A 25,770-nucleotide genomic window follows, 5' to 3' on the forward strand; every position below is an offset into this window, starting at 1 on the left:
AGAATCGTGAAATCACTGCATTTAACGCCCAGTTAAGCTGGGCGTTTGCTTTTAATGATCAGCGAATTTTTGCAGCGCTTCACTACAAATATATTCGCCAATCGGTATCGCTGATGTTGCGGCAGGACTTGGGGCGTTGCAAACATTAAGCGATCGCGCGCTTTCACTAAACAAAAAGTCATGCACTAATTGCCCATCTTTAGTAACGGCTTGAGCACGGATTCCCGCAGGATAGTTTTCTAGATCATCCAATCTAATCTCTGGACAATACTTATTTACTAACTTCAAATACCCCGGCTTCCAAAGAGAATTTAGCCACTCTTTAATACCCGTACTTAAGTTTGCCCATGTCACCTTCCAAAAGCCGGCAAAACGCAACATCTGCAGCGTATCTTTAAGACTAAAGTTAAATCGGCCATAACCCTCTTTCTTCCATCCTTGGACGGCATTGGGCCCAACCGTCACCGAACCATCAACCATACGGGTTAGATGAACCCCTAAAAACGGTAATTGAGGATCAGGCACTGGATAAATAAGATGATTTACAATTCGGTTATGGCGCGACGCTAATCTAAAATACTCGCCACGATAAGGAATAATCTGAAAATCAGTGGCGATGCCCAACATTTTTGTGATGCGATCAGCCATAAGACCTGCACAAGTGATTAAATACTGGCAATTTATTTGTAAAGTTTGTTCATCAGATACACAGGTGAGTTGGACTTCGTCATCAAGTTCAGAGATGCCAATCACCTCCATCCCTAAACGAGCTTCACCGCCTAAGGAGATAAACTCTGCCACCATGGCCTGAGTGACACGTTTATAATCGACAATGGCAGTTTGCTGAACTCTAATAGCGGCTAAGCCACGAATATTCGGCTCAGCCAGTTTGAGTTGCACTTCATCCAATCGCTCAACATCAATCTCATTCTGCTGGCAACGCTGATAAAGCGCATCTAGACGAGTCACTTCTAGTGAATTTGTTGCGACGATTAGCTTGCCACATTCCTCAAAGGGTATCTCATGTTGGGCACAAAACTGCTTAGTCGCTACGGCGCCTCTCACACAAAAATCGGCCTTAAGCGAACCTGGCGCATAGTATACTCCAGCATGAATAACCCCACTGTTGTGGCCGGTTTGATGCTGGGCATACTCTGATTCCTTTTCAATCAAAAGAATCCGTTTATCTGGCAACTTTTTTTTCAACTGCCATGCCGTCGAGGCTCCGATAATACCGCCGCCCACAATAATATAGTCGTACATTCCGTTGTTACTCTTCCGCGCTGAACTTCATCTATGATAGCAAAGCAAAACGGTTAACTCTTTGACTTACATTGCAACGCTAATGACTCATTTATCGGTGAACTACTTGAGTATAGAGAGTTTTATCTCTGTAAAACAGATAAGTGTATGGTAGCTAAACCAACTCACAATCCCAATGAACTTTGCGCCATCTTCAATAACAAAGTGCCAAGAGAACAAAGTACTAGGCAAGACAAAATCAACTATCGCAGATAACCCAAACATAACAAAAAACACCAACAGCAAGGAGATATCGGCACTAAGAATTTTTTCATGAAATAGATAAAGATAAGCCAGCAACATCAATGCATAGGTCATCATAATGATGCTTTCAGGAATACCAAGCCATTGGGGATAAATGACTTCATGCAACATAAAGCAGTCATCTAGAAGCAGCACAAGGCTGATCATACCCGCAAAAAAAAGTGACAATCCACGATTACTTGGGTAGCCATATTTATTCAACAACAACGCGGTCATTAAGCAGACTGATGCAGCACCAGACCAAATAATAATCCCAATATTAGACAGAACGCCCGTCAAAGGATTTGCGCCGGAAAATGAGAGCGGGTCTTTGGATAGCACTTCAAATGGAATACCCATTTTTACACTCATAATGACGGCAAATATTAATAAACTCACAGCCGGAACATAAACCATGATCAATATATTTTTTGACAAGGAAAAGCAATCCTTCCATTTAACGTTCATTAACACCCCAACATCGAACAATTTAACTTAACTCGTGCACTTAGAGCATCGGCAAAGTAATTTTGAACGGAATAATATCGACTACTACTTTCTTGTCTAGTAATGCAGCACGTAAATATTGTTCAATTCGCATGAGTAGCAAATGTAAGAATTTGTTAGCAACTGTACAACACCAATAAATGGCATTTTTAACATCAGCATTGGTTGAATTTTAACAAAAAACTCTCTTGGTCATCTAAATCGATAATTTTATATGGTTATAGACATCTGCCACTTAGCGTTGCTTTTCCTCCGTGACCATACCCACGTATATCCTTACAACTTTTTTACCCTCATCCTGTTTTTATTAGGCGATTGCTGGATTTCATTAATCTTATTTCTAACGTCTTTTGTAAATGAAAGTTGATTTCGTCCCTGCTTACCAACAAAGACAACTTCATTATCGACGACTAATGCTGGCAAAATTTTTATATTACTCAAATTTACACCTTGTTGAGATAATAATCTCTCCACTTCATAAAGGTCCATTTAGTCAGTCTCATCAATAATAACCAACGCGAACTTTACGTGAATATTTAAAAACAATAAAGACCACAAATAAAACTAACTAATACTTTAGTATTAATTTAGTAAAATTACTCTTAACCCATTAGAACCATGAAAATGCTAACAACATTAATAACAAAATAATCATTACAACAAACTGATTTAAATGGAAATTTTAAATTTAATAAAACAGTGAATTTATTTACCATCGCGAACAATTCAACCACAGCAAATTAAAAATTGAACTTTACTTCCATTTAATTCTGATCAATATCATTGCTTACAGTACTATGAGTGAGGTAGATCGGAGCAGGCATCAAAAAGCCGAGCATCAATGAAAACTCGGCTTTTCGGATTCGAGGACCAGTGATTTAACTGATCATTTAATGAACTGGCGCATCAGACTTAGCGTAAAACTGTCCAAAATATTGCTCTAATACCTCAGGGGTCAATTCACCTGCAGCTTCTAAGCGCTTAAGCTCTGCCGCAATCTTTTTTTGCTCATCAATAGACGGTAGAGCAACTTCTGGCTCTTCGCTTATCTGCTGCGACATCAGTTCTAGTTCTTTTTCAAAATCACTCATGGACTTAAACTTACCTATACAAAATAACTCTACTGAGTGTACCCATTTAAGCTGTCTTATTCTAGCGTAATTGATGTCCATCACCTGATACAACGTAGTAAAGATAGCTGTTCTGTAGCACCCTTTCTACGTTAAACGTAATTCCCAAAAAATGGTGACCTAAGCCCTTACCATGGACCTAATTTGGCTACTAATTGTTGTACTAACCATTATCTATTGCCTACAGAACGACAAAGCTTGTGCCAGAACACTCACTGTTAGGGAAAACTTATTGCCAGAAACCTAAGATTTCATAGATTATCTATTGCTTAACTCACTGATTATGATATCAAACATCTCTTACAATATCGGTTTTGGCTATTGAGACATAATCTCGGCCATTAATGTGGCAATTTGGTGATAAAAACATCAAACAGGCCATTATGATGAAACCTTTCCTTTGGTACGGTGACTAAGTGGAAAACAAGGAGATCAACATCAATGACATCACAAGCCTTTGACCAATTACGACAATACCTAGAAAGCCAAGTCGTAGGGCAAACAGAATTAGTTAAGCAATTACTCGTTGCTCTATTGGCCGACGGACATATTTTGGTAGAAGGTCCTCCCGGGTTAGCCAAAACTCGCGCCGTAAAATCGCTTGCAGATTGCATTGAAGGTGATTTTCACCGCATTCAATTCACCCCTGATTTACTGCCAGCAGACCTCACTGGTACGGATATTTTCCGTCCAGAAACTGGCGATTTTACCTTCCAAGCTGGGCCTATTTTTAACAGCCTAATTCTGGCAGATGAAATCAACCGAGCTCCAGCGAAAGTTCAAGCGGCGATGCTCGAAGCGATGGCGGAAAAACAAATCACGGCTGGCAGAAAAACCTATCCGCTTCCTGATCTATTTCTCGTTATGGCAACACAGAACCCAATTGAACAGGAAGGTACTTACCCGTTACCAGAGGCGCAATTAGACCGTTTCCTTTTACACCTCAATGTTGATTATCCTGATGCGCAAAGCGAACTGGCGATTTTGCGTTTAAATCGTGGCGAAGCAAAAGGTGACAAATGTATTGAGCCGCCGACATTAAGCCAAGCTGCTATTTTTGCAGCGCGACAAGAAGTGCTCAATATTCATATGGCTGAAAGCGTTGAGCAATATATCGTTCGTTTGGTGATGGCAACCCGTCAACCAGATCAATACGACGCAACCCTGGCAAGTTGGATAGAGCTTGGCGTTAGCCCACGAGCAACTATCGCACTTGACCGCTGTGCTCGCGCCCATGCTTGGTTATCTGGCCGAGAGTTCGTTTCCCCAGAGGATGTTCAAGCAATGGCTTTTCCCGTACTTCGTCATCGTTTATTACTCAGCTATCACGCACAAGCTGAAGGCACAACGGGTAATCAGGTGATTGAGCGCTTACTCTCTTTGGTTGGTAGCGCTTAAGGGTCATGATGGAACACAAGCTTCCCATTGATGCCAATGGCGTCAATGTCACACTCGATGAGTTGCTATTTTATAAGCAGCAAAGCGTCAAATGGTTACCGCCGGCAAAAAGCCTGTGGTCGCAACTACTTGGGCAACATCAAAGTCGTCAGTTAGGTCGAGGAATGGACTTTGCCGAAGTTCGTCAATATCAGGCTGGGGACGATATTCGCAGCATAGATTGGCGAGTCACGGCGCGGACAGGTAAAACTCACACCAAGTTGTTTAGTGAAGAGAAAGAAAAGCCAGTGGTTCTGTACCTAGACCTCAGCCATAGCATGATATTTGGCTCAACGCTGATGCTCAAATCCGTAGTGATGATGCACATGGCAAGCCTTATCGCATGGCTTACCGTCGCGCAGAAAGACCGTATTGGTGCTGTGATTGATACTGGTACTCAACTGGTTGAAATCAAACCTAGCGCGCAAAATCGTGGGCCGTTGGCCATTTTGCAGCAATTAATCACCCTTAATGAACAACAACTCGCCACAAATCGGCAAGATAGCGGACAGAACCTATCAACGGCGTTCCAAGCGATCCATCGCCTTGCGCCTAAAGGTGCTGAAATTATCCTGATGAGTGATTTCATCCGCCTGACAAAAGAGGATGAACGCGGCTTATCAAGACTTGCACAACATAATCGCGTTCGCATGATTCACATCTCAGACCCGTTGGAGTTAGGACAAACTCATTTCCGCGGAGTCGAACAAGTTTCCGATCGAAAGAAAACGCTTTGGCTTGATTTTTCGTCACCAAAAACCCGCCAACAACTTGAGTTGGCATTTACTCATAAACAACAAGGCTTAAAAACTCTCGCACACAAAACAGGGATCAGTTTTAGCGCCTTAACCAGTGCACAACCACTGTTACAGCAACTATCTGGATGAATGTATGACCAGCTCTAACAACGACACAGTATTACCTTTGAATGATTTACACTTACCGGATGTACCATCCTGGTTTCCCCTTGCTTGGGGCTGGTGGGCAACCGCAGCAGCTGTCGTTCTTGTATTGTTATTGATTACCGTCTATTTGCGATGGCAAAAAAAACGCTTAGCGCCAAAGAAAACGGCGTTATTGCTGATCCCAAAAGAAAAACCAGCGGCAGCAATAGAGTTGGTTCGCCAAGTGGCACTTTGTTACTACCCGAGAGAACAAATTGCTCAACTTACGGGGCGTGATTGGTACGTCTTTTTAGACTCACAAATTGATTCACCTTTGTTTGAATCCAATTTTGAGCAATGGCAGAAGGTCCTTTATTCACGTCAAGCCGTCGAAAACAGCAACGAACTCGTTGAACATTGTTCTCAATGGGTTAATCAGGCATTGCCACCAAAGAAAAGGAGAGCCTAGTTGTCCAATATAGAGTTTGTCTGGTGGCCAGTATTGCTGGCACTTCCTTTACCTTTGGTGATGTATTTTCTTGCGCCAAGAGTAAAGAATGCTGCGCCACTCTTCTTACCTTATTTACCAATTGCTGCTTCACAAGTCGCACCAAAACAATGGCTTGCTAAGACACTGGCAGCTGCCATTTGGGTTGCTGTGATCTTGTCGGCTGCAAGACCCGTTTGGTATGGAGAACCGATCATGAATCAACTCGAACATCGCGATATGATGCTTGTCGTTGACTTATCCGGTTCAATGGGTCAGGAAGACATGCTCTATCAAGGCGATTACATTGATCGCCTGACTGCGGTTAAACAGGTATTAAGTGACTTTATTAGCCAGCGAGAAGGTGACCGTTTGGGGCTGATCTTCTTTGCTGATCACGCTTATCTACAGACACCACTAACGCTCGATCGCAATGCATTAAGTAACCAACTCAATATGGCGGTACTGCGTTTAATTGGTTCGAACACAGCGATCGGCGAAGGCATTGGTTTGGCGACCAAGAATTTTGTTGATAGTGAAGCCAAACAACGAGTGATGATTTTACTCAGTGATGGCACCAATACTGCCGGGGTTCTTGACCCTATTGAAGCGGCTAAGATTGCGAAAAAGTACGGCGTAACCATTTATACCGTAGGGGTTGGCGCCGGTGAAATGGAAGTGCGTCAATTGTTCATGACACGTACTGTCAATACTGCACAAGACCTTGATGAGGCGAGTTTAAAACAGATTGCTCAACTAACGGGTGGCCAGTACTTCCGCGCGCGAAATAGCGAGGATCTCGCAAATATTTACGACACCATCAACCAACTTGAACCCATTAGCCAAGCCACTCAAACCTGGCGCCCACAACAAGAATGGTTTCGCTACCCATTGGCCTTAGCACTATTGCTGAGTGCCTTGTTGCTTGTGATTAGGAGAAATCATGTCTGAATTTGTTTTCCTATACCCTATTTGGCTAGTGGGGGTGGTGGGTTGGTTAGTCTTAACTTATTGGCTATTTTCTCGTCGACGCACTCAAAGCCTGATTGCTCCGCACCTTGCCCAAGCACTCAATATGCGAGCAGCCAAAGCGTCAAAGCTAAAATACTATGTTATCGCTCTATCTGGAGTGCTGGCTTTTATTGCTCTTGCAGGGCCTAGCTTTAGCCAAACCGAAAAACCTAGCTTTACCAGCAATAGTGCCCGAGTGTTGATTTTAGACATGTCACTCTCGATGTATGCCAACGATATCCAACCAAATAGACTGAGCCAAGCGCGCTACAAAGCGATGGATTTGCTCAAACAATGGCGTGAAGGCTCTACAGGCTTGGTGGTCTATTCTGCAGATGCCTACTTAGTTAGCCCACTCACCAACGACAGTAATACGCTAATTAGCCTCATCCCTAGCCTCTCGCCGGCCATCATGCCTTATCAAGGCGCCGATGCTGCCTCTGGGGTTAAACTGGCGATCGACACCTTAGTGAATGCAGGTTTTGCTCACGGCGACATTGTTTTAATCAGTGACGATCTCGACAATCACGAAGCTCAAGCTATCGATGCGCTTATCCAAGATTCACCGTGGCGTCTTAGTATCTTAGGGGTAGGTTCTTCAACTGGCGCGCCCATTCCTTTGCCAAATGGCAGCCTACTCGAAAATAGCACTGGGAATACGGTGGTCGCTAAAACAGATTTCGGCAACATGCAGCAAGCTGCGCGATTAGGCAACGGTATTTTTGTTTCAGTTCAGCCAGACAACAGCGATATCAATGCTATTGCAACCATGACCAACCAAATTGAAAGCGCAGAAAAAAGCGCTTCAGACAATCGTATTCGTGACCGACAAAACAGCGGCTATTGGTTCACTCTCGTACTGATTATCCCTGCTTTATTTCTATTTCGTCGAGGAAGTGTCTTCGCTGTGCTTATTGCGCTGCCTTTGTTGATGCCGTCACCGGCCGCACAAGCTAACCCTTTTCTCACCGATGATCAGCAGGCTCATCGGTTATTTGAACAAGAAGAATTTCAACAAGCGGCAGATTTATTTAAAGATCAACGCTGGAAAGGGGCCGCGCAATATCAAGCCGGTGACTATGAGAACGCGATTAAATCTCTGCAATCTTTTGATGATATTGACAGCCAATACAACTTGGCGAACTCACTCGCGCAAGCGAAGCAATACCAGCAAGCCATTGATAAGTATGAGCAGGTATTGGCGACAGAACCTAATAATCAAGACGCATTACGCAACTTAGAGACAGTGAAAAAAGTGCTCGAACAGCAACAGCAACAGCAACAGCAACAGCAACAGCAACAGCAACAGCAACAGCAACAGCAACAGCAACAGCAACAGCAACAGCAACAGCAACAGCAACAGCAACAGCAACAGCAACAGCAACAGCAACAGCAACAGCAACAGCAACAGCAACAGCAACAGCAACAGCAACAGCAACAGCAACAAAATGGTCAAGAATCACAACCATCGAGTCAAGAACAATCAGAGAATGAGCAGTCTCAGCAGTCTCAGCAGTCTCAGCAGTCTCAGCAGTCTCAGCAGTCTCAGCAGTCTCAGCAGTCTCAGCAGTCTCAGCAGTCTCAGCAGTCTCAGCAGTCTCAGCAGTCTCAGCAGTCTCAGCAGTCTCAGCAAGCCGAGAATGGCGATCAAACTCAGGGCAAGCAAGCGGAAAAACAATCTAAACCAAAGGCATCGCACTCCCAAGACAATGCCAATAACAGTAATGAAAAAGATCCGCAGCTTAATTCGGAAAACGATTTGCTAAAGCAAAAGCAGAATGAAAGTGAAGGCATGGCACAAGCCCATTCATCAACACCAAATCAGAGCCCTCGCGAAGACGCCGCCTTTCGGAAACTGGAACAAGTAGAAGCCGCTAGAGATCCTAGCCAACTGATTCGTGCTCAGCTTCAGCTACAAGCACAACAAAAACAACCACCTAAAGAGTCGAACAAACAATGGTAATATTCAAACATCGCACTCTCTTGGCATTGATGATGACTCTCGTGAGTCTCCTAGCCTTTACCAGTAACGCTTTTGCTGCAAACCTTTGGGCGGTGGTTAAAAGCAATCAAGTGACTCAAGCCGAAGTCTTTCAGTTGCGCCTTATTTTTGATGAGAAAGTAGATGCTGACGCTATTGATTTCAAACCACTAGAAGCGAATTTTTTTCTTGGGCAACCAAGCTTTGCAAGCTCATTGAACTTTACTAACGGCAAACGCAGTAGTTCAAGCGAATGGACGATCGCCCTAAAGGCCAAATCGCTCGGTCAATTGACGATTCCAGCCTTCGAAATAGAGGGTAGCTATTCACAGCCGATAGAGATGACGGTAAATGCTGATACGGACTTGCCAAAGCAAAATGATCTCGTTGAGATTCAAAGCCAGTTATCTCGCTCAACGCTTTATCCTGATCAAAGCGCAGAGTTGACCACTCGCCTAATCTTTAAAGCTGACCTACGTCGATTACAAAATCCAAACTTTATCGCCCCCGCTGCGCTCAATAACAGCCCGGGCCTATCTGTTACTGAACAGGGAAAAGCCAAGCAGACAACACAAGTTATTAACGGTGTTGAAGTGACGGTCTTTGAACAACGATTTTTGATCACAGCCGAACAAGCTGGTCACTACACTTTAAATAGCCTTGGTTTTTCAGCCACTCTGGTACACGGCAGTAACCGTACTGGCAGTACCAAACTCATTCCTATCAACATTGCACCAGAAGCCTTCCCATTGGAGGTCAAAGCAAAACCTCAAGGTTTTGGTAAACAGTGGATCCCGACCCCGTCGCTTGATTTAACACAACGTTGGTTAGATGCCGATGGCAATGTGCTCTCGACAGTCTCAAAAGATAAAAGCAACAGCGAACTCAAGGTTACAGTGGGTGACTCGATTACTCGCGAATTGACTTTGACTGTAGAGGGTTTAGCGCCAGAACGATTCCCACAATTTATCGTCAATTACCCTAGTGCAATTCGTCAATACGCTGAAAAGCCTCAGTATACTCAACTCTCTGATGGCAATATTAAGATGACGGTAAAACAAGTATTGATTGCCCAAAAAACTGGCCAGTATGTCTTACCAAACATTGATCTTGAATGGTGGAATACCGCAAGTGACCGTAAAGTCGTCACTTCGCTTAATGCACTATCCCTGACAATAGAACCGAATGAGTTAAGCGCGGCTCCTGCCGTGGTCACCCCTCCTTCTCTGCCTACGCACAGCGTCGTGGTTGAGTATAATCGCGGTTATTGGCCTTACCTAACTGCGCTCTTTGCCCTTTTATGGATAAGTACTCTTGCTTGGCATATCAAAACGCGATTAGGCCGACACAGCGAGGCACCCCACCTTTCGAGTGTCGAGCACGACACAACTAAAGCCATACTCATTGCCATTGAGCAACAAGATGCGCCTCGTATTCAGCACCTAATTGGAGTCTGGCTAACGGAGCAAGAATGTCAGGACTCCCCTCTCATCGACAAAATAAAAACGGAGCTTGAAGCGATGAACAACCATATCTATGGGGGAGGCGATTCGGTGTGGGGCCATACTCAACTCATCAAACTGATCAAACAATTGGCGAAACAAACATCAATGAAAAAGCGGCAACCGCCTCAATTGGCCAAACTTTAGACAAACAAAAGCTCTGCAACAGATTGATTATTGCATCATCTTTCAGACCAGTATAGTTTTGCCGCTTATCGCAGTATCCATCTACACTATAGGGGATTAGTATTAGGCGGTAATTCAATGAGGGGTAGTATGTCTGCAGTAAAAAAAGAGTATTTAAGCCAGCAATATCGAATTCTCTATTTTGATGGCGACAAAATAGCGGAATTATTAGTTTCTGCTGAAAATAGAGATGAAGCGATCGCCGTACTGAAACAGAATGGATTTGCACCAAGCGATATCTTTTCAATCATTCCATAAAAAAGCAGCCATACGGCTGCTTTTTTATTATTCAACGACTTCTAATGCCATTTTGTAACCTCGAATGATGTTACGTCCACTGCCTTTGGCTTGATAAAGCGCTTGGTCAGCCTGCCCATAGAGTGCATCAAAGTTAAACTCATCACCCGCCACACTTGTGACGGTGTAACCAACAGAGACTGTTAACACGCTGCGTCCCTCGTTATCAGCATGAGGTATAGCTTCTTCTTCTATGCTGGCACGAATTCGTTCTGCCAGTGCAACAACCTGCTGTTCATTCTGATTAACGACTAATAATGCAAACTCTTCGCCACCAATGCGACAAAACACTTCATTGGAGAGTTGTGCGTGGTACTGCAAAATACTACCAACGCGCATTAGAGCGATATCACCCTGCATATGACCATAATAATTGTTGTACAAACCGAAATGATCAATATCCACTAGAATTAGGCCATAAGTTGCACCACGACCTTTATCATCAACACAGATATCCTCTAGCAATGATTCAAGCATACGACGATTACCAAGGCGAGTAAGAGGATCCATCTTCGCCATCAGTTCAAGTTGCTCATTGGCTTTTTGTAGTTCTTTCGTCCGTTCTTTAACCTCTTGCTCCAATGTTTCATTGAGCACATGCACCGCTTCTTGAGCGCGAGTTCGTGACAATACTTCAGTCAGATTCGAGGCAAACATCCGTATCATTTCACGTTGCTGATGGGTCAAAGGAATACGTCGGATCAAGTTATCAGCGGCAATAAAAGCAACTGGCTCACCGCTGCTACTAGTCAACATCGTCATTGCCGTCCAGCCGAAACCAACGATGTGATAATCATGATAAATCGGCACCGACTCTTCAAACACGACTTCATTCGGATTCGACCGCGCATTGTTCACGATAGAACGATCAACTAATTCAGAGCGGTAATAAGATTCATCGACCACGTTACCTTGGATGTCTGTTCCCCAAGTACCTTGCATGTAAGAACAATTTTCATCGGTCAAGAAGACCGCTAGGCGATCGATGCCTAAACGATTAATACCAAATGTTACCGCAGATTTACAGACATCACGCACCGTCATGCAACGTGAAAGCTCAACCATACTAGCGTGCAACATTCTCACATTCTGTTCCTGACGCTTGCGAATGTAGATTTGCGCTAACAGCGAGCCAAATGACTCCAGCATCTGTTTTTGGTAGGAGGTAATAGGCGAACGATTAATGTAGTTATCAAGAGCAACCCAGCCGATGATGTCATCGCCATCGCGTAAGATCAGCATACCGTTCCAACCTTGGCCAATCACTGCACCATCGTTGTAAAGAGGAGCATCTTCAAGCACAACTAACCCATCTTGCCCTTCAAAGAGTGCATTGATATAAGCTTCTTCTAGCTGATGAAGATCATATTGGGTATGTTGTAATTCAACTGTTTTTCCATTCTCATCCGTACCAAAAGTACCACTAAAACAGCGCTTCTTAATATCAAGTAGCATAAATGCTGCACGGTCAAAACCCAATTGTTCGCGAATCGCCTCAACCGCAATACGGTGCAAATCATCAATGGTTTCTGGGTTGGATATCTCAACCGAAATGCGCTGTACTAACTTCATATCTTCAATGAATTTTTCGCGCTGCTGAATCACATCGAGATACTTGGCTTCTTTAATGTCCCGCTGCTTGTATTCACTCGCGGCTTCTAATTCGGCACGGACACATTGCCAACGAGATGCAATGACTTGTAATAAATCAAGTGAGTTTTCCAGACTGGCTTGCTGCATTTTATCTGCTTCGACATTTTCCAAAATCAGATAGGTGCGCGCTTCTGAGAAATTGTCGATCATGAAAATGTAGCTATCATGATTGATGATACTATTTCCTTCCCACTGGCAGGTTGCCATCGCTAAAGGAATAAGACCATCAGAGGTATCAAATTGAGCGACCCAAGACCAAAAAGTATCAGGATAGTTATTAAGTGTAGTGGGATCACCTTGCTCGTATAAACTTTGCGGTTGCTCGCTCGAATGGGGTTCAGAAACAATACTAGCCGACTGCGGTTCGAGCAGCTCATCAATATACTGAAACAGTGAATGCGCAAGAAAGCGATGATTTCTTGCTGACATGATGTTTTTTAGCAATGCGCGCGCAAACATTGAGATCCTTTCTTTCGCTTGAATGGTAATTTCGCATTACAAAATTAGCACTGACCTCACGATGATCAAATAGAATTCGAGACGTCGTGTTAACTACCTCGCACTTAGTTGCGTATAAATATCATATACATGATTCTAATTGCATTTTTTTGATCTTCTGTCCATTTTTTACATTAGTTTCATGCTTCGTCTAAAACTCGTGCGGGAACATTAAGCTGCTATTTCATTCTTAATGCTTAGAAAAGGATAGCGATAAAAACCACTCTTTCACCCATCCCTCGACCAAGATATTGTAGACAGTGAACCTATAACGGCTAAACTCCATGTATTGACCTCAACTGGAATTATGCTTTTCAATGAAACGATGGATTCTCTTACTCGCTTTCGTTGCTTCAACGCCATCACTAGCACAACTTACGCTCATCATTGATGCGCCGGCAAATGAACTGACGGCCGATCAAGTCGCTGCCGATAATGTCAGTGTCGATAAAGTCAGCGTTGATAAATCAAAACGTCGCTTATACCTATTCAAAGATGGCGAAGTTATCCGCGAATTTCGTATCGCACTCGGAAAACAGCCAATTGGTCATAAAAGAGAAGAAGGCGACCAACGTACACCTGAAGGCAACTATAGCCTTGGCCATGTGATGGAGAACTCGCAGTTTTACCGTTCAATACACATCGACTACCCAAATCTAAACGATATGGCTGTCGCCAATAGCCTGAGTCTTAATCCCGGCGGTGACATTAAAATTCACGGTCAAAAGAATGGTGAGGCCCGCTCGAGTGCATTTGTGCAGAGCTTTGATTGGACAGATGGTTGCATTGCACTAACTAATGAAGAAATGGATGAATTACTACGACTGGTAAAACAAGGTACCCCAATAGAAATTTTGCCGTGAGTTTAGCGACAACTCATTGCCGTATCCAATTAGCCAGTCATGCTTTAGTAAAATCACTAAACAAGATAAAGAGCCGAGCGTAGTACTCGACTCAATGATAATCGGTAAAAGAAATGGGTTAGATAATTTCCCAGCTATGGCTCATTTCAACCCCTTTACCTAGCATCAGACAAACCGAGCAATATTTCTCTAGTGAGTCGGCGGCAACTTTAGCGGCAATCTGAGGGTCGATGTTATCGCCTGAAATTTCGAAATGTATATTAACCTGTATAAATATACGCGGTGCCGTTTCACGACGTTCTGTTGTTAATTTTGCAGTGCATGCCGTCACCTTTTGGCCTGCTTCTTTTAAACCATCGACAACATCGACTGAACTACAGCCACCAGCAGCCATCAATACCATTTCCATTGGGCTTGGCGCTGTCGCACCACCATTACCATCCATAACGACCGAGTGGCCTGACTGCGATTGACCTAGGAACTTAAAATCTTCAACCCACTTTACTTCAGCTTGCATTTCTATCTCTCATCAATCTTGGGGAAAAACCACCCCGGTTTGGCGACGAATTTCCGTTAATAACTTAGCAACCACCAGCGAGCGTTGTTTCGCCTCTGGGTCGATGTGATTATTGACGATCTTCTCAGCAAAATCGAGCGCTTCATAGATCATCGGGTTACTATGTTGCTCTACAGAAAGGTCTTCTATTGCTTGGCCACGAAGCGTTTTGGTGATTTGTTTGCCAACCGATATCATCGACATGTGCAACACGCCATCTTCGCCTTGGAATTCGCTCGGCAATAGCGAGTCACTGGTTTTCGAATGCTGTAGCACCACTTCAAACCCATCATAAGCCAAAATAACACTACCGCTGCCATCCACTCCGGAAGGTAGCAATTGCGCTTGAGCACTCACTTGGCGCGGTTCACCAAATAGCGTGACCGCCGAAGCAAGACAATAAAATCCAATATCAACCATCGAGCCATTTGCGAAAGCGGGATTAAAGGTATTGGGATTCTCACCGGCTAGATATTTCGGATAACGTGACGAGTATTGGCAATAACTAATAAACGCCTTGGTTAATCGACCTATGCGAGGTAACTCGGCCTCTAGTGTTTTAAAGTTTGGCGTGTGAGGGGACATAAACGCTTCACACAAGACAACTTGGTTCTGTTCGGCAGTCTCAAACATACGTTGTGCCAGTGCATAGTTCGCCGCTAATGGCTTTTCACAAATCACATGCTTGCCCGAATGCAACAATTGAATCGCTTGCTCGGCATGAAACGAGTTAGGGCTGGCGATATAGACCGCATCGATTGAAGAACTCGCAGCAAGAGCAGACAAATCATCAAACAGTAAGGGGGCAGCTGTTGGAAACTGTTGCGCGAAAGAGCGCGCCGAATCCATAGAACGTGAGTAAATCGCGCTTAATTGATACTTCTCAGTAAACAGTGCTGCTTCGATAAATTGTTTGGTAATCCAATTGGTACCTATAACGGCAAGTCTAATCATAATAAGCCTAATTTCGTGCTTAATCTTTATCGCGAGGTAATATGTCTTTAGTTAAGGGTAAAGACCACTCGCACGGCTAACAAAATCAGGATGATGCCAGAAAGACGATCGATCAACTGTGCCTTAGTCCTTATTTTGTCAATAAAGCGAGAGCTAGAGAGCAAACACGTCACTAGGGTGTACCACAAACCATCCACGACGAGAGGGGTAATCACAATCACGGCTTTACTGGTAAGATCACTGCCAACCGCGATAAATTGGCTAAATAGAGCAATGAAGAACAGCGAAATCTTAGGGCTTAAGATGGAAATCAAGAAACCCTCTTTCGCCGATTGCCATAAGCTTGTTTGCTCACCTGACTGCAGTTTAGCAGCAACACCGCCTTTAGAACGAAGCGCATTGACGCCTAAATAGGCTAAGTAAGCCGCTCCCGCATAACTAATGGTTTTGAACAGCAGTGGGGATTGTTGCAATACTACTGCCAAGCCAATCAAGGTAATAAACGCATAAATACCAATACCAAACGCATGCGCCCATGCGGTGGCAAGGCCGTTACTACGGCCTCCAGCAAGGCTATGTTTTGCGACCATCGCTAAACTTGGCCCTGGTGACATGGCTCCTAATAGGCAGACAGTAAAAAGCGAAAGCCAGATTGTTAATGTCATCGAATTATCTTAGATAAGTTTAAAGTTCAGCTACACTACGCCCAATTCATCATGCAATGAAATCAAACTTTATCATATTCAATATGATTTCAGATCATACCTATCGAAAACGGCGAATGCTGCATCACTTGCAATACATTATTACGCATCCACGTATGGGCTTTATCCTGATCAAACTTAGGATGCCACATTAGCCAATAAAGATGAGCTATCGTTTCAAAAGGTAAAGAGCGGTAAGACAATGGAGCTTGCTTAGCCAGATTAATCGCAATGTGCTCAGGCACAATCATCAATAGATCGCTACTTTGCAGTGCATTAACCGCCGCGGAGAAAAAAGGCACTTTCACGGCGATACGACGTTTAAGCCCCAATGCAGATAAAGCGAAATCGGCGTGGCTATCTTTATCCCCTCCCCCAGTGACCTTGAGATGGGGAAAGCCAACAATATCGTCGCTGCACCAAAGCGATTTTGCCATTAAAGGGTGATGCTCGCGCATTAAGCAAACTGAGTTGTCCTGACCAATCAGGATACTTGAAAGCTGTTCCGGTGGTTGTGCTAGCATCGTCGATGCCAGATCAATGCCCGTCGATTGTATTTGTGTCAGATAATCAGGCTGCCATAGTCGATAAGTCAAATCGACAAGCGGGGCTTGTTGGCTCAGCAAGGAAACCACTTCAGGGACGATAAACTGCGCCACATAATCACTAGAGGAAAACACAAACTCTTGCTGCCAAATATCAGGTACAAACGGTATGTCACTAAACAACTCATCCGCCTGCGTTAATAGTGAATTAACGCGACTCAATAATACTTGAGCTCTTGGTGTCGCAACCAATACATTACCATTTCGGACCAATAGAGGATCATCACATAAGGTGCGTAATTGAGCGAGCTGCCGACTGACTGCCGATTGAGTGATATTAAGTCGCTGCGCAGCGCGACTAACATGACACTCTTCAAGTAGGACTTGCAATGAGCGCAGCAGGTTTAAGTTAATATGATTAATCATGGCGTAAAGTATTGAAGAACTCGGTTAATACAGTGTGAGTCGTCAAATGACGTAATTCAGGAATGGCGTGCAGTTGATTGCGAATATTGTTTAGACTTTCCATCGTTTCGGTTTCAACATAAAGCATCATATCCGTCTCCCCACTGATCGCGTGGCTCCATTTTATCCCATCAATCTGATAAAACTGCGCCGCGTAAGATTCACAGTGTTTGGTCGAACTCGACGTGTCAAACTTCAATGCCAAATAGGCTTTAATCTTCGGCTGATTATCCACCTTTCTAATATTGGCATGGTAACCCAATATCATACCGTCCTTTTCGAGCTTTTGGATTCTCGCCGTCACCGCCGAACGCGACAGGTTCACTTGTCTCGCCAGTTCACTAATCGGTGAACGTGCATTCGATTTCAGCAGGGTAAGAATTTTTTCGTCAAACTGATCCATATGATTCCTAGTAATAGCCCAACTAATCCGTGTTGAATTCAAATGATAATACCCGATCTTTCTGTGTAATCTAACGGTCATTGTGGCTTTTTTTATCGAAAAATACGTCAAAGTGACACCAAAGACGAACAGTTTGCGCAGTGATCTTAGTGGTAATACCGCGTAAGCTATTTCATCATCTTCAAATAACCTTTCTATCCCAAGATTATCTGTTTCTGCTTTGCCCACGACAAGGAGTCAATGAACAAGCGATGGCACAATTGAAAAAGGAAATAACCCTTATCTCCGGCATAGGGCAGTTATCAACCACATTACTTGGCACAGGTCTTTTCATGGTGCCAGCGCTGGCTGCAGGGATCGCAGGCTCACTATCATTGTGGTCATGGCTACTCTTACTGATTGGTATCTGCCCCATCGCCCTCACCTTTGCTCAATTAGGTAAGCGATATCCCAGCGCAGGAGGTACTGCTTTTTTCGTCCGTCAGGCGTTTAATCGCCGCCTAGAAAAAAGCATTGCTTGGTTGTTTCTGAGTGTTATTCCGGTCGGTGTCCCAGCGGCGATTGCACTGGCCGCAGGTTTTCTACAACCATTGTTACCCACACAACTCAATAGCCCCCTTTTGGCTCAAACCTTCACCGTGTTCTTACTCGTCGTCGTCAATTTGTCCGGCGCAAAGTCTTCAGGCCAACTACAAACTCTCATTGCTCTGGGTATTTTTATGCTTGTCGCCACATTATGGTGGTTTGGCACTATTTCCCCACAAGATCTTGTTATGCCAACAATCTCGCCGTCAGACTTGCCAATGATTGGTAGTGCGCTAGCGGTGATGTTTTGGTGTTTTGTTGGGATTGAAGCATTTGCTCATATGGGAGAAGAATTTAAAAACCCTCAGCGTGACTTTCCAATCGCTATCTTGGTCGGTTGTGGCATCGCAGGTGCTGCTTATTGGGCTTGTTCTGTGGTCGTTATAAAATACCATGCTTACGGCAGTAACGAGTTTGATACGGGGTCAATTCCCTACCTTGCACAACTGCTGTTTAATGACACATTCAAACCGTGGATCAGTGCATTAGGTTTTGTCGCGTGCTTTGCCAGCATCAACTTATACACGCAAAGTCTCGCCCGTATGGTTTGGGCGCAAGCGCGAGAGTACACACCAAGTAGTCGTCTTGCCAATCTGTCGACTAAAGGCGTACCGGCTAATGCAACGTTCGCGGTCGGAGGTGTACTACTGCTCTCATGCATCGTTGGTGAACTAACCCAATTAGACTTAGAGTTTTTTGTTAAGCTCGCCAATGGTGTGTTTATTCTGGTCTATCTCATGGCGATGCTCGCCGCGGTAAAACTGCTGCAAGGGTTCGCGCGATTACTGGCGATAATTGCCCTAATTACGTGTGCCATCATGCTCGCGTTATTAGGTTGGTCAATGTTGTATGCGGTTGGCTTATTTGCGCTATTGATGTACAAAATCAATCCCAACGAAATATCCCAACCCGAGCCTATTGCCAATAAGTAATGTTTAGTTTAGCTCTTGTAAACGTTGAATAAACTGCTTAGGGGTTAATGCTCGCTGCTTTTTGAACATACGATTAAAGCTCGCGACATTTAGGTATCCAAGACGTGCGGCAACCTCATCAACTGTCGCACCTTTCACCATCATATCAACCGCAATGTTGCTCATCACATAGCCCATCACATTGGTAAAGTTCATTCCCAATGCATGCAAGCGTCGTTGGAACTGCTGTGATGACAAACCAACTAATTTTGATACCTTCTCTACGGTTGGAAAACCGTAATGGCAGCTATAATTAATCACCTCATAGATAACCTTTATCTCATCATCCGGTTCTGGCATGTTTAGAAATTCATCGAGGTCGGTAAAATTCATCGCTAACGATTGATTGCTGCGATATGGGCGCATCGATTGCGTAGCCATACGCAGATCGGAATGAAACCACACTTCTGTTTTTGAGTGATTCCAACCAATATCACAGCCAAAATATTGCTTATATTTAGCGTCATTTTGTCGTATGCCTGGCATCATGATTCGCATTGGCGAAAACTGCTCTCCGACATAATGACGAATTAATTTAGTCATAAATATCGCAGCTCGCATACCATCATGAACTTTATTATGAGGATCAATAAACGGATTTTGATAAACCCATTTAATAATGTGGCCGCTTTGCGTACCGGAAAGGAAAGCCCCTGATTGCAGACTACCGATGCCGTAATTTAAACGACGAATAGCGGAAGCAAGATCGATTCCTGATAGAAGCCAACGAGAAACCGCACCCAGCTCATCAGGTTTAATATCACTTGCCACTTCGAGTACGATATCGACGTTACCCGTTACTTTCTCTAACGCTTGATACCATAAATTAACTTCAGATATTGGGATCAGTGTCATTGGGTTATTGAGCGCCGATTCTGGAATTGCCAGAGCATTAGGCTCTAGCCCATAACGTCGTCGCACTTGATTATGCACACTTTTCAAGCCGAGTGCGCGTATGAACCTTACTTTATTCATCTCAGATTTAGTCAATAACCAACGACAATTGATTAAATCTGTCACATTTTAAGGAATTAATCAAATATAGATCACAATCCTTTCTGAGAAATAACAGAGAGGTAAAAATGAGTTTATTAAGTGTGCCATTTGTTGGCTCCGGCGCTGATACTGCATTGCATGTTGTCGCTACCATTGTACTTGTCGGCACCGTTGCCGCCGCCGCTTATGGTTTTTGGCGCTTTCATGAACTCCCAATAAGCAAAGCTCACAGTAAAGAACATCATCAAATTGGCTTAATTACTGCACTCACGTGGATTGGGTTTATTTGGCATTGGGTATGGGTCGTTGCGGTCATTTTAGCATTTGTCGATATGGAAAAAGCGATCATCAATTTGCGCGATACATGGCGTCATGCACCATCACATACAACCAATAATGAGGATAAAACATGCTAGAAGGTTTAGCTGTCTGGGCTCTTTTCATCTATTTATTGCGTTTTATCGGCATGCCTTGGAACACCTACACCAAATCTTTTGCTTATTTAGGTGGTGGTGGGTGGCTGATGTTCGTTTGGGTTGGGCTGATTAACTACGCACCGATGGACCTTTCCGGAGGTTCGCTGGTGCAGTCACCACACATCCAATTGCGTCCTGACTCCCCGAATGTCAAAGGCAAAGTCACTCAAATTTATATTCAACCTAATCAAACCATTGAAAAAGGACAGTTGATCTATGAAATTGATGATACCCAATACCAAATCGCCTACAGCCAAGCGCAAGTCGCTGAACAAGCAGCCCAAGTAGCTCTCAACGTGGCTAAGCAAGACGTTAAAACAGCGCAAGCAAGCTATCAGTCGATTAAACAAGATCTACACACCAGTGAAGCCCAACTGGCAACGGCAAGAGCAGATTACCAACTGCAAAAAAATACTCTCTCTCGTTACCAGAAACAAAATAGCGTTGTGCAGAACACCATTACCGAGAGTGATATCGATAAGCAAAACACTGCGGTAATCAAAGCGGGTCATTATATTGAAACCATTAAGTCACAAATATTGACCAAACAGGTCGAACTAGAAAAAGCACAAGTCGCCATCGTCAAAAGTGAGTTATCGATTGAAAGCCGCACTGCTGATTGGCACTCAGCACAACAGAATGTCGCGAAAGCCAAATGGGATTTAGATAGTACCAAAGTGCATGCTCCGACGGATGGATTTGTCACTAACTTCATTTTACGCGAAGGTCAGCGAGTCTCGATGGTGCCCCGTCTACAAATGTACACGAACGAAAAATACGTACTCATGCGTGTTAATCATCAAGCGATTCGTAACATTAAACCAGGCCAAGCAGCGGAGTATTCCTCATCTGTTTACCCAGGCAAAATCTTTTCCGCGCATGTTGAAGGTATCGTTGAAGCAACTGGTGAAGCACAAAGTAATCTACTCGGGCTGGACCAATCGGTTCGTGCAACGACAGGTAATAATCTGCAAAACAAGCATCACTTTGTTCGTTTAAAAATTGAAGAACCGCAAGATTATGATATTCCTGTCGGTTCTGTTGGATTAGCATGGGTCAGTGCTGATAAACCAATCGGTTTTCTTAACTTTCTCGATGCAATACGTGGCATCATTATCCGTATGAAGTCCCAATTGTATTTTTTCTACTCAATTTAGTTCGATGAAAGACCAGTTAATATCTGGATTATCAATAGCATTTTTGCTTAATTAGCAAAATGCATTTGCAATATGCAAAAATAGCAATGGTAATTGATGGAAAAACGCGAGCATATGAACAAAAAGGCACATTAAAAAGTGGCACGCATCATGCATTAATAAAAATGACCCTTTTTAAGCCGAGGGTCACCTAGCCAACTGACGTTGTTAGTGAACCTAATTTGTTCACACTAAATTTAGCCAATCACACCTATTGTGATTGGCTTTTTTCTTTTCAAGGCCTCTCAAAAACACTGACCCACGAAGCAATAATCACATTTAGACTAATGTTGGCGACAACGCATATTGCTTGAGCTGTGACGTGATAAACTCAACATCGGCTTGATAGAAATCATCCAACGGGATTTTGGCCGGTTCAAACCACATGAATTGTTGTTGACGAGCAGGCTCGATAACTTGGGGCTCATCATTTGGATTAGCACGAAATACCACGAAGTAGATACGACCACCATAATCATTGACTTTGGTGTAAGTGGCGGCATGCTTGAGATCCGACAATCCGGTTTCTTCGGCAAGTTCTCGCGCTGCAGCATTAGTGCCACTTTCCTCTTCCCCAACTTCTCCGCCTGGAAATTCCAACACCATACCTTTTTCAACGCGGTAGCGTTTTTGCACCAAGACTTTCCCTTGTTTGACGACAACCGCCATTGCCAAATGTTTCATGTCCATATCCTTGTAATGCTGCTTAATCGCAATTCCATTGGTCAGTATTTATATTTTACTTACGAATAAGCACAAGCACTGAATATGGCGAAACGTATTGTTGTATTCGACCAATTCAATGCTTGAAACCCAAAAGATCATTGCATCAACGATGCCTCACCTAGCCATAGTAGGTAATGGTGTTTTATTTTACTCGTGCACTGCTAACAATTTCACCAATTTGCTAAACAAATAAACAACAAATCATCACTATAGTAAATAAGCTGGGCATATCATTGATGGAGCCCACCCATTAAGCGGTACTTCATTTCCAAAAACTCTTCCATGCCATGACGAGAACCTTCTCGACCCAAGCCCGACTCTTTCACTCCACCAAAAGGGGCGGCAGCTGTTGAGATCAATCCTTCATTAATCCCAACCATTCCAACCTCTAGCGCATCCGAGACTCGCCATGAGCGACCTAATGATTGTGTATATACGTAAGCAGCAAGACCTGATTCCGTTTGATTAGCACGATTTATGACTTCAGCCTCATCAGTAAAGCGAAACAGTGGGGCTAGTGGGCCAAATGTTTCTTCGCTCGCGACCAACATTGCATCAGACACATCGCTTAAAACAAAAGGCTCAACCAACAAAGAATCGTCTGCAGGCAACCGACCACAAAGCAATTTTGCACCTAACCCGAGCGCATTATCGACATGGCGTTTAACCTTCTCCACGGCTGCTGCATTTATCAACGGACCAATAGAGACGTTTTCACCAAAACCATCTCCGACTTTCAATGTTTGTACTCTTTCGACCAGTTTTGCTGCCAACTGATCATAGACCGAATCTTGCACAAAAATGCGGTTAGCGCACACACAAGTTTGCCCCGCATTGCGGAATTTCGCCACCATGATACCGTCAACGGCCGCATCAAGATCAGCATCATCGAATACGATGAATGGCGCATTACCACCAAGCTCAAGCGCCATCTTTTTGATCGTCGAGGCCGATTGATTCATCAAAATTTTACCGACGTGAGTTGATCCAGTAAACGATACCTTACGCACACGCTTATCGCTGGTTAATACCGAGCCAATCGCGATTGCATCACCGGTAATGACATTCAACAATCCAGCTGGGAATCCAGCTTCCTCGGCAAGCTTCGCCAATGCCAACGCCGTAAATGGCGTTTCTGGTGCAGGCTTCAACACAACCGAGCAACCCGCGGCAAATGCGGGTGCGCATTTACGCGTGATCATTGCGGCTGGAAAATTCCATGGTGTAATCGCCGCGACCACACCTATCGGTTCTTTGGTTACAATGATTTTTCCATCACTGCGATGACTTGGGATCACTTCACCATAAGCACGGCGAGCTTCTTCGCTATACCAAAGCACAAAGCTGGCCGCATAAGCGATCTCTCCTTGAGCCTCTGTGTAAGGTTTGCCTTGCTCAAGGGTTAAAATCATCGCCAATGCATTGCTGTGTTTGATAATCAAGTCATACCAATGGCGTAATAACAGCGCGCGCTGATCAGCCGTGGTCAGTTTCCATTGGCTAAACGCCTGCTGGGCTGCATCAATACACTGCTTGGCGTACTTTTCACCCAAATTAGGAACATGACCTATCACTTGCCCTGACGATGGGTTCAATACCGCACAATCTCCATCATCGCTCTCTACCCACTGACCATTGATGTAACACTTTTGTTCAAATAGATGATGTGGAAAATCTGCAGGTAATTGAGTTGATTGCATACTAGGCCTATCTTTTCACTGTTATGAAGGTTGCCGCGTTCAGCTTGTGACAAACAAGCATCAAACGTTCACTATAAAACGTTCACTATAAATCGTTTAACCACCCCATTGTGATGCGGTTATCCTGTTTAATATATTAGCTCAACGACAAAAGCTTAGTTTAGCGACATTCCATACCCGATGTCGGCTGGATTCTTATATTTCATTCAAGCTCGTTATTGACGCCACTCCATAAACACCAGTCAAGAGGATATTGTCTTGATGAATGCAATTTATATTGAGCCTCTCAAATTTTACGTTACTCTATGCGCTATCCAACGATTACTCGCTATTAGGCTCTAACATTGAAGGCTTCATCTCAAATCCGTTTCACCATCTACGGCTGTCTTGCCATTTTATTTTGGAGCTGCTTACTTGCCAGTACGCGACTTGTCACGGAAAGCTTCGGCCCAATTGGTGGCAGTGCACTACTTTACTCTCTTAGTTCGCTATTTCTGCTCTGCGTAGTGGGAATTCCAAAACTCTCGTACTTTTCCACTCGCTATCTACTGATGGGCGGCGCACTTTTTGTCTGCTATGAAATATTCCTAGCACTGTCACTGGGTTATTCAAACTCTCGAGCCCAAGCAATCGAAGTTTCCATCGTCAACTATCTATGGCCTGCTTTAACGGTATTATTTGCAGTTCTAGGGAGCAACAAAAAACCAAACTGGCTACTTTATCCAGCCATTACCCTCGCCTTTATTGGCGTGGCTTGGACCGTCAGTGGTGATAATGGTTTATCGCTTAAGCAGCTTAGTGCCAATATCGGTACTAACCCATTGGTCTACCTAATGGCCTTTAGCGGCGCCATTATTTGGGCCTGCTATTGCAACCTAACCAAAAGACAGCAATCAAAACACAATGCCATTACGGTGTTTTTTATTGCGACGGCGCTATCGCTATGGGTGAAGTATGCAGCCAGTGATGAGCCCGCAATCAGCTTTTCTTGGCAAGGCCTTAGCTATCTTGCCTCAGCGGCCTTTCTTATGGCCGGCGGATACGGGTTGTGGAATATTGCCATCGTGGGTGGGAACATGGTCTTTCTCGCAACCCTCTCTTACTTCACCCCTATTTTTTCAGCTCTGTTTTCATCCATATTGCTCGGTGTCGCTTTAAGCCAAAGCTTTTGGCAAGGTGTGGCTATGGTCACTCTCGGCTCACTGCTTTGTTGGTGGGTAACAAGAGAAAGATCACCAAAAAACATGCATAATTAGGCTGCAAAAATAACACCAATAGTCTAAATATTTCCTCTATTTGCAGTGAGCATCTCATTAGCTTGCGTTCACTGCAAATGCCCGCGATTTATCCCACGCATAACAGATTTTCTTCTCGAACTGACAAGCCGTCATTCCTAAGCAGCGACAAATAATAAATCACAAAAATGCGATCGATTAGATAAATACTTGTTAATGGAATGTCGATTATTGATGATATTAAACATATCGATTAAGGTGGTAGATCAAAATAATA

The 25,770-nt window shown here is 44.0% G+C and carries 25 protein-coding genes; 12 read left to right on the forward strand and 13 right to left on the reverse strand.

Going from position 1 to position 25,770, the window contains the following annotated elements; translation table 11 throughout:
* Window positions 1-51 precede the first annotated feature (51 nt).
* The 4 genes from lhgO to RH86_RS12740 form a co-directional block, all read right to left on the reverse strand.
* Complete coding sequence (gene lhgO / locus RH86_RS12725) at window positions 52-1,263, reverse strand: L-2-hydroxyglutarate oxidase (RefSeq protein ID WP_009386471.1); 1,212 nt, start codon at window positions 1,261-1,263, stop codon at window positions 52-54.
* Window positions 1,264-1,365: 102 nt separating this feature from the next.
* On the reverse strand, window positions 1,366-2,013 hold the full coding sequence (locus RH86_RS12730; protein ID WP_223296345.1) for a hypothetical protein: 648 nt from the start codon (window positions 2,011-2,013) through the stop codon (window positions 1,366-1,368).
* Between the two features lie 315 nt (window positions 2,014-2,328).
* Window positions 2,329-2,541 (reverse strand): hypothetical protein, encoded by a 213-nt coding sequence (locus RH86_RS12735; protein WP_009386473.1) that lies wholly within the window; start codon window positions 2,539-2,541, stop codon window positions 2,329-2,331.
* A 401-nt stretch (window positions 2,542-2,942) separates the two neighbouring features.
* Window positions 2,943-3,143: a hypothetical protein gene (locus tag RH86_RS12740; RefSeq protein WP_005592857.1), complete on the reverse strand. Its 201-nt coding sequence runs from the start codon at window positions 3,141-3,143 to the stop codon at window positions 2,943-2,945.
* 480 nt (window positions 3,144-3,623) lie between these two features.
* Here RH86_RS12740 and RH86_RS12745 point away from each other — a divergent pair, with 480 nt between their 5' ends.
* The 7 genes from RH86_RS12745 (at window position 3,624) to RH86_RS20565 (ending at window position 10,928) form a co-directional block, all read left to right on the forward strand.
* Window positions 3,624-4,580, forward strand: coding sequence for an AAA family ATPase (locus tag RH86_RS12745; protein ID WP_009386474.1), 957 nt, complete (start codon window positions 3,624-3,626; stop codon window positions 4,578-4,580).
* Window positions 4,581-4,588: 8 nt separating this feature from the next.
* Window positions 4,589-5,506: a DUF58 domain-containing protein gene (locus tag RH86_RS12750; protein WP_009386476.1), complete on the forward strand. Its 918-nt coding sequence runs from the start codon at window positions 4,589-4,591 to the stop codon at window positions 5,504-5,506.
* Between the two features lie 4 nt (window positions 5,507-5,510).
* A complete protein-coding gene (locus RH86_RS12755; RefSeq protein WP_005592854.1) occupies window positions 5,511-5,972 on the forward strand; it encodes a DUF4381 domain-containing protein in 462 nt (153 codons plus the stop codon).
* On the forward strand, window positions 5,973-6,941 hold the full coding sequence (locus tag RH86_RS12760) for a vWA domain-containing protein (protein WP_038219669.1): 969 nt from the start codon (window positions 5,973-5,975) through the stop codon (window positions 6,939-6,941). It begins immediately after the preceding gene.
* Window positions 6,934-8,964 (forward strand): VWA domain-containing protein, encoded by a 2,031-nt coding sequence (locus tag RH86_RS12765; protein ID WP_009386483.1) that lies wholly within the window; start codon window positions 6,934-6,936, stop codon window positions 8,962-8,964. The genes RH86_RS12760 and RH86_RS12765 overlap by 8 nt, the downstream gene beginning before the upstream one ends.
* Before the next feature lie 32 nt (window positions 8,965-8,996).
* On the forward strand, window positions 8,997-10,631 hold the full coding sequence (locus RH86_RS12770; RefSeq protein WP_223296351.1) for a BatD family protein: 1,635 nt from the start codon (window positions 8,997-8,999) through the stop codon (window positions 10,629-10,631).
* 129 nt (window positions 10,632-10,760) lie between these two features.
* Window positions 10,761-10,928: a hypothetical protein gene (locus RH86_RS20565; protein ID WP_005596353.1), complete on the forward strand. Its 168-nt coding sequence runs from the start codon at window positions 10,761-10,763 to the stop codon at window positions 10,926-10,928.
* Between the two features lie 27 nt (window positions 10,929-10,955).
* Here RH86_RS20565 and RH86_RS12775 read toward each other — a convergent pair whose 3' ends face one another.
* On the reverse strand, window positions 10,956-13,079 hold the full coding sequence (locus RH86_RS12775; RefSeq protein ID WP_009386488.1) for a GGDEF domain-containing protein: 2,124 nt from the start codon (window positions 13,077-13,079) through the stop codon (window positions 10,956-10,958).
* Between the two features lie 356 nt (window positions 13,080-13,435).
* On the opposite strand from RH86_RS12775, the gene RH86_RS12780 reads away from it, so the two are divergent.
* Entirely contained in the window at window positions 13,436-13,981 is a 546-nt protein-coding gene (locus RH86_RS12780; protein ID WP_009386490.1) for a murein L,D-transpeptidase family protein, read from the forward strand.
* A 118-nt stretch (window positions 13,982-14,099) separates the two neighbouring features.
* On the opposite strand, the gene RH86_RS12785 is transcribed toward RH86_RS12780, so the two are convergent.
* From RH86_RS12785 to RH86_RS12805, 5 genes are all read right to left on the reverse strand, one after another.
* A complete protein-coding gene (locus RH86_RS12785; RefSeq protein WP_009386492.1) occupies window positions 14,100-14,498 on the reverse strand; it encodes an OsmC family protein in 399 nt (132 codons plus the stop codon).
* A 12-nt stretch (window positions 14,499-14,510) separates the two neighbouring features.
* Window positions 14,511-15,491: a Gfo/Idh/MocA family protein gene (locus RH86_RS12790; protein WP_009386494.1), complete on the reverse strand. Its 981-nt coding sequence runs from the start codon at window positions 15,489-15,491 to the stop codon at window positions 14,511-14,513.
* 47 nt (window positions 15,492-15,538) lie between these two features.
* Complete coding sequence (locus RH86_RS12795; protein WP_009386496.1) at window positions 15,539-16,156, reverse strand: LysE family translocator; 618 nt, start codon at window positions 16,154-16,156, stop codon at window positions 15,539-15,541.
* Window positions 16,157-16,245: 89 nt separating this feature from the next.
* Entirely contained in the window at window positions 16,246-17,166 is a 921-nt protein-coding gene (locus tag RH86_RS12800; protein WP_009386497.1) for a LysR family transcriptional regulator, read from the reverse strand.
* Complete coding sequence (locus tag RH86_RS12805; RefSeq protein ID WP_009386499.1) at window positions 17,159-17,608, reverse strand: Lrp/AsnC family transcriptional regulator; 450 nt, start codon at window positions 17,606-17,608, stop codon at window positions 17,159-17,161. The genes RH86_RS12800 and RH86_RS12805 overlap by 8 nt, the downstream gene beginning before the upstream one ends.
* A 251-nt stretch (window positions 17,609-17,859) precedes the next feature.
* Between RH86_RS12805 and yjeH the strand changes: the two genes are divergently transcribed.
* Window positions 17,860-19,125: an L-methionine/branched-chain amino acid transporter gene (yjeH, locus tag RH86_RS12810; RefSeq protein WP_009386501.1), complete on the forward strand. Its 1,266-nt coding sequence runs from the start codon at window positions 17,860-17,862 to the stop codon at window positions 19,123-19,125.
* Window positions 19,126-19,128: 3 nt separating this feature from the next.
* Here the strand turns inward: yjeH and RH86_RS12815 are convergent, their stop codons facing one another.
* The gene (locus RH86_RS12815; protein WP_009386503.1) at window positions 19,129-20,139 is read right to left on the reverse strand and encodes an AraC family transcriptional regulator; all 1,011 of its coding nucleotides are present in this window, start codon (window positions 20,137-20,139) and stop codon (window positions 19,129-19,131) included.
* 107 nt (window positions 20,140-20,246) lie between these two features.
* Here RH86_RS12815 and RH86_RS12820 point away from each other — a divergent pair, with 107 nt between their 5' ends.
* Both RH86_RS12820 and RH86_RS12825 read left to right on the forward strand, forming a co-directional pair.
* Window positions 20,247-20,576, forward strand: a complete 330-nt coding sequence (locus RH86_RS12820; RefSeq protein WP_009386505.1) for a hypothetical protein — start codon at window positions 20,247-20,249, stop codon at window positions 20,574-20,576.
* On the forward strand, window positions 20,570-21,793 hold the full coding sequence (locus RH86_RS12825; protein WP_009386507.1) for an HlyD family secretion protein: 1,224 nt from the start codon (window positions 20,570-20,572) through the stop codon (window positions 21,791-21,793). Before RH86_RS12820 ends, RH86_RS12825 begins: the two co-directional genes overlap by 7 nt.
* A 318-nt stretch (window positions 21,794-22,111) precedes the next feature.
* Here RH86_RS12825 and RH86_RS12830 read toward each other — a convergent pair whose 3' ends face one another.
* Window positions 22,112-22,516 (reverse strand): NUDIX hydrolase, encoded by a 405-nt coding sequence (locus RH86_RS12830; protein WP_009386509.1) that lies wholly within the window; start codon window positions 22,514-22,516, stop codon window positions 22,112-22,114.
* Between the two features lie 272 nt (window positions 22,517-22,788).
* Window positions 22,789-24,258, reverse strand: a complete 1,470-nt coding sequence (locus RH86_RS12835) for an NAD-dependent succinate-semialdehyde dehydrogenase (protein ID WP_009386511.1) — start codon at window positions 24,256-24,258, stop codon at window positions 22,789-22,791.
* Window positions 24,259-24,602: 344 nt separating this feature from the next.
* Between RH86_RS12835 and yddG the strand changes: the two genes are divergently transcribed.
* A complete protein-coding gene (gene yddG / locus RH86_RS12840) occupies window positions 24,603-25,514 on the forward strand; it encodes an aromatic amino acid DMT transporter YddG (RefSeq protein WP_009386513.1) in 912 nt (303 codons plus the stop codon).
* Window positions 25,515-25,770: the final 256 nt, after the last annotated feature.

The organism is Vibrio sp. N418 (genome assembly GCF_000222565.1).
GTDB lineage: Bacteria > Pseudomonadota > Gammaproteobacteria > Enterobacterales > Vibrionaceae > Vibrio > Vibrio scophthalmi.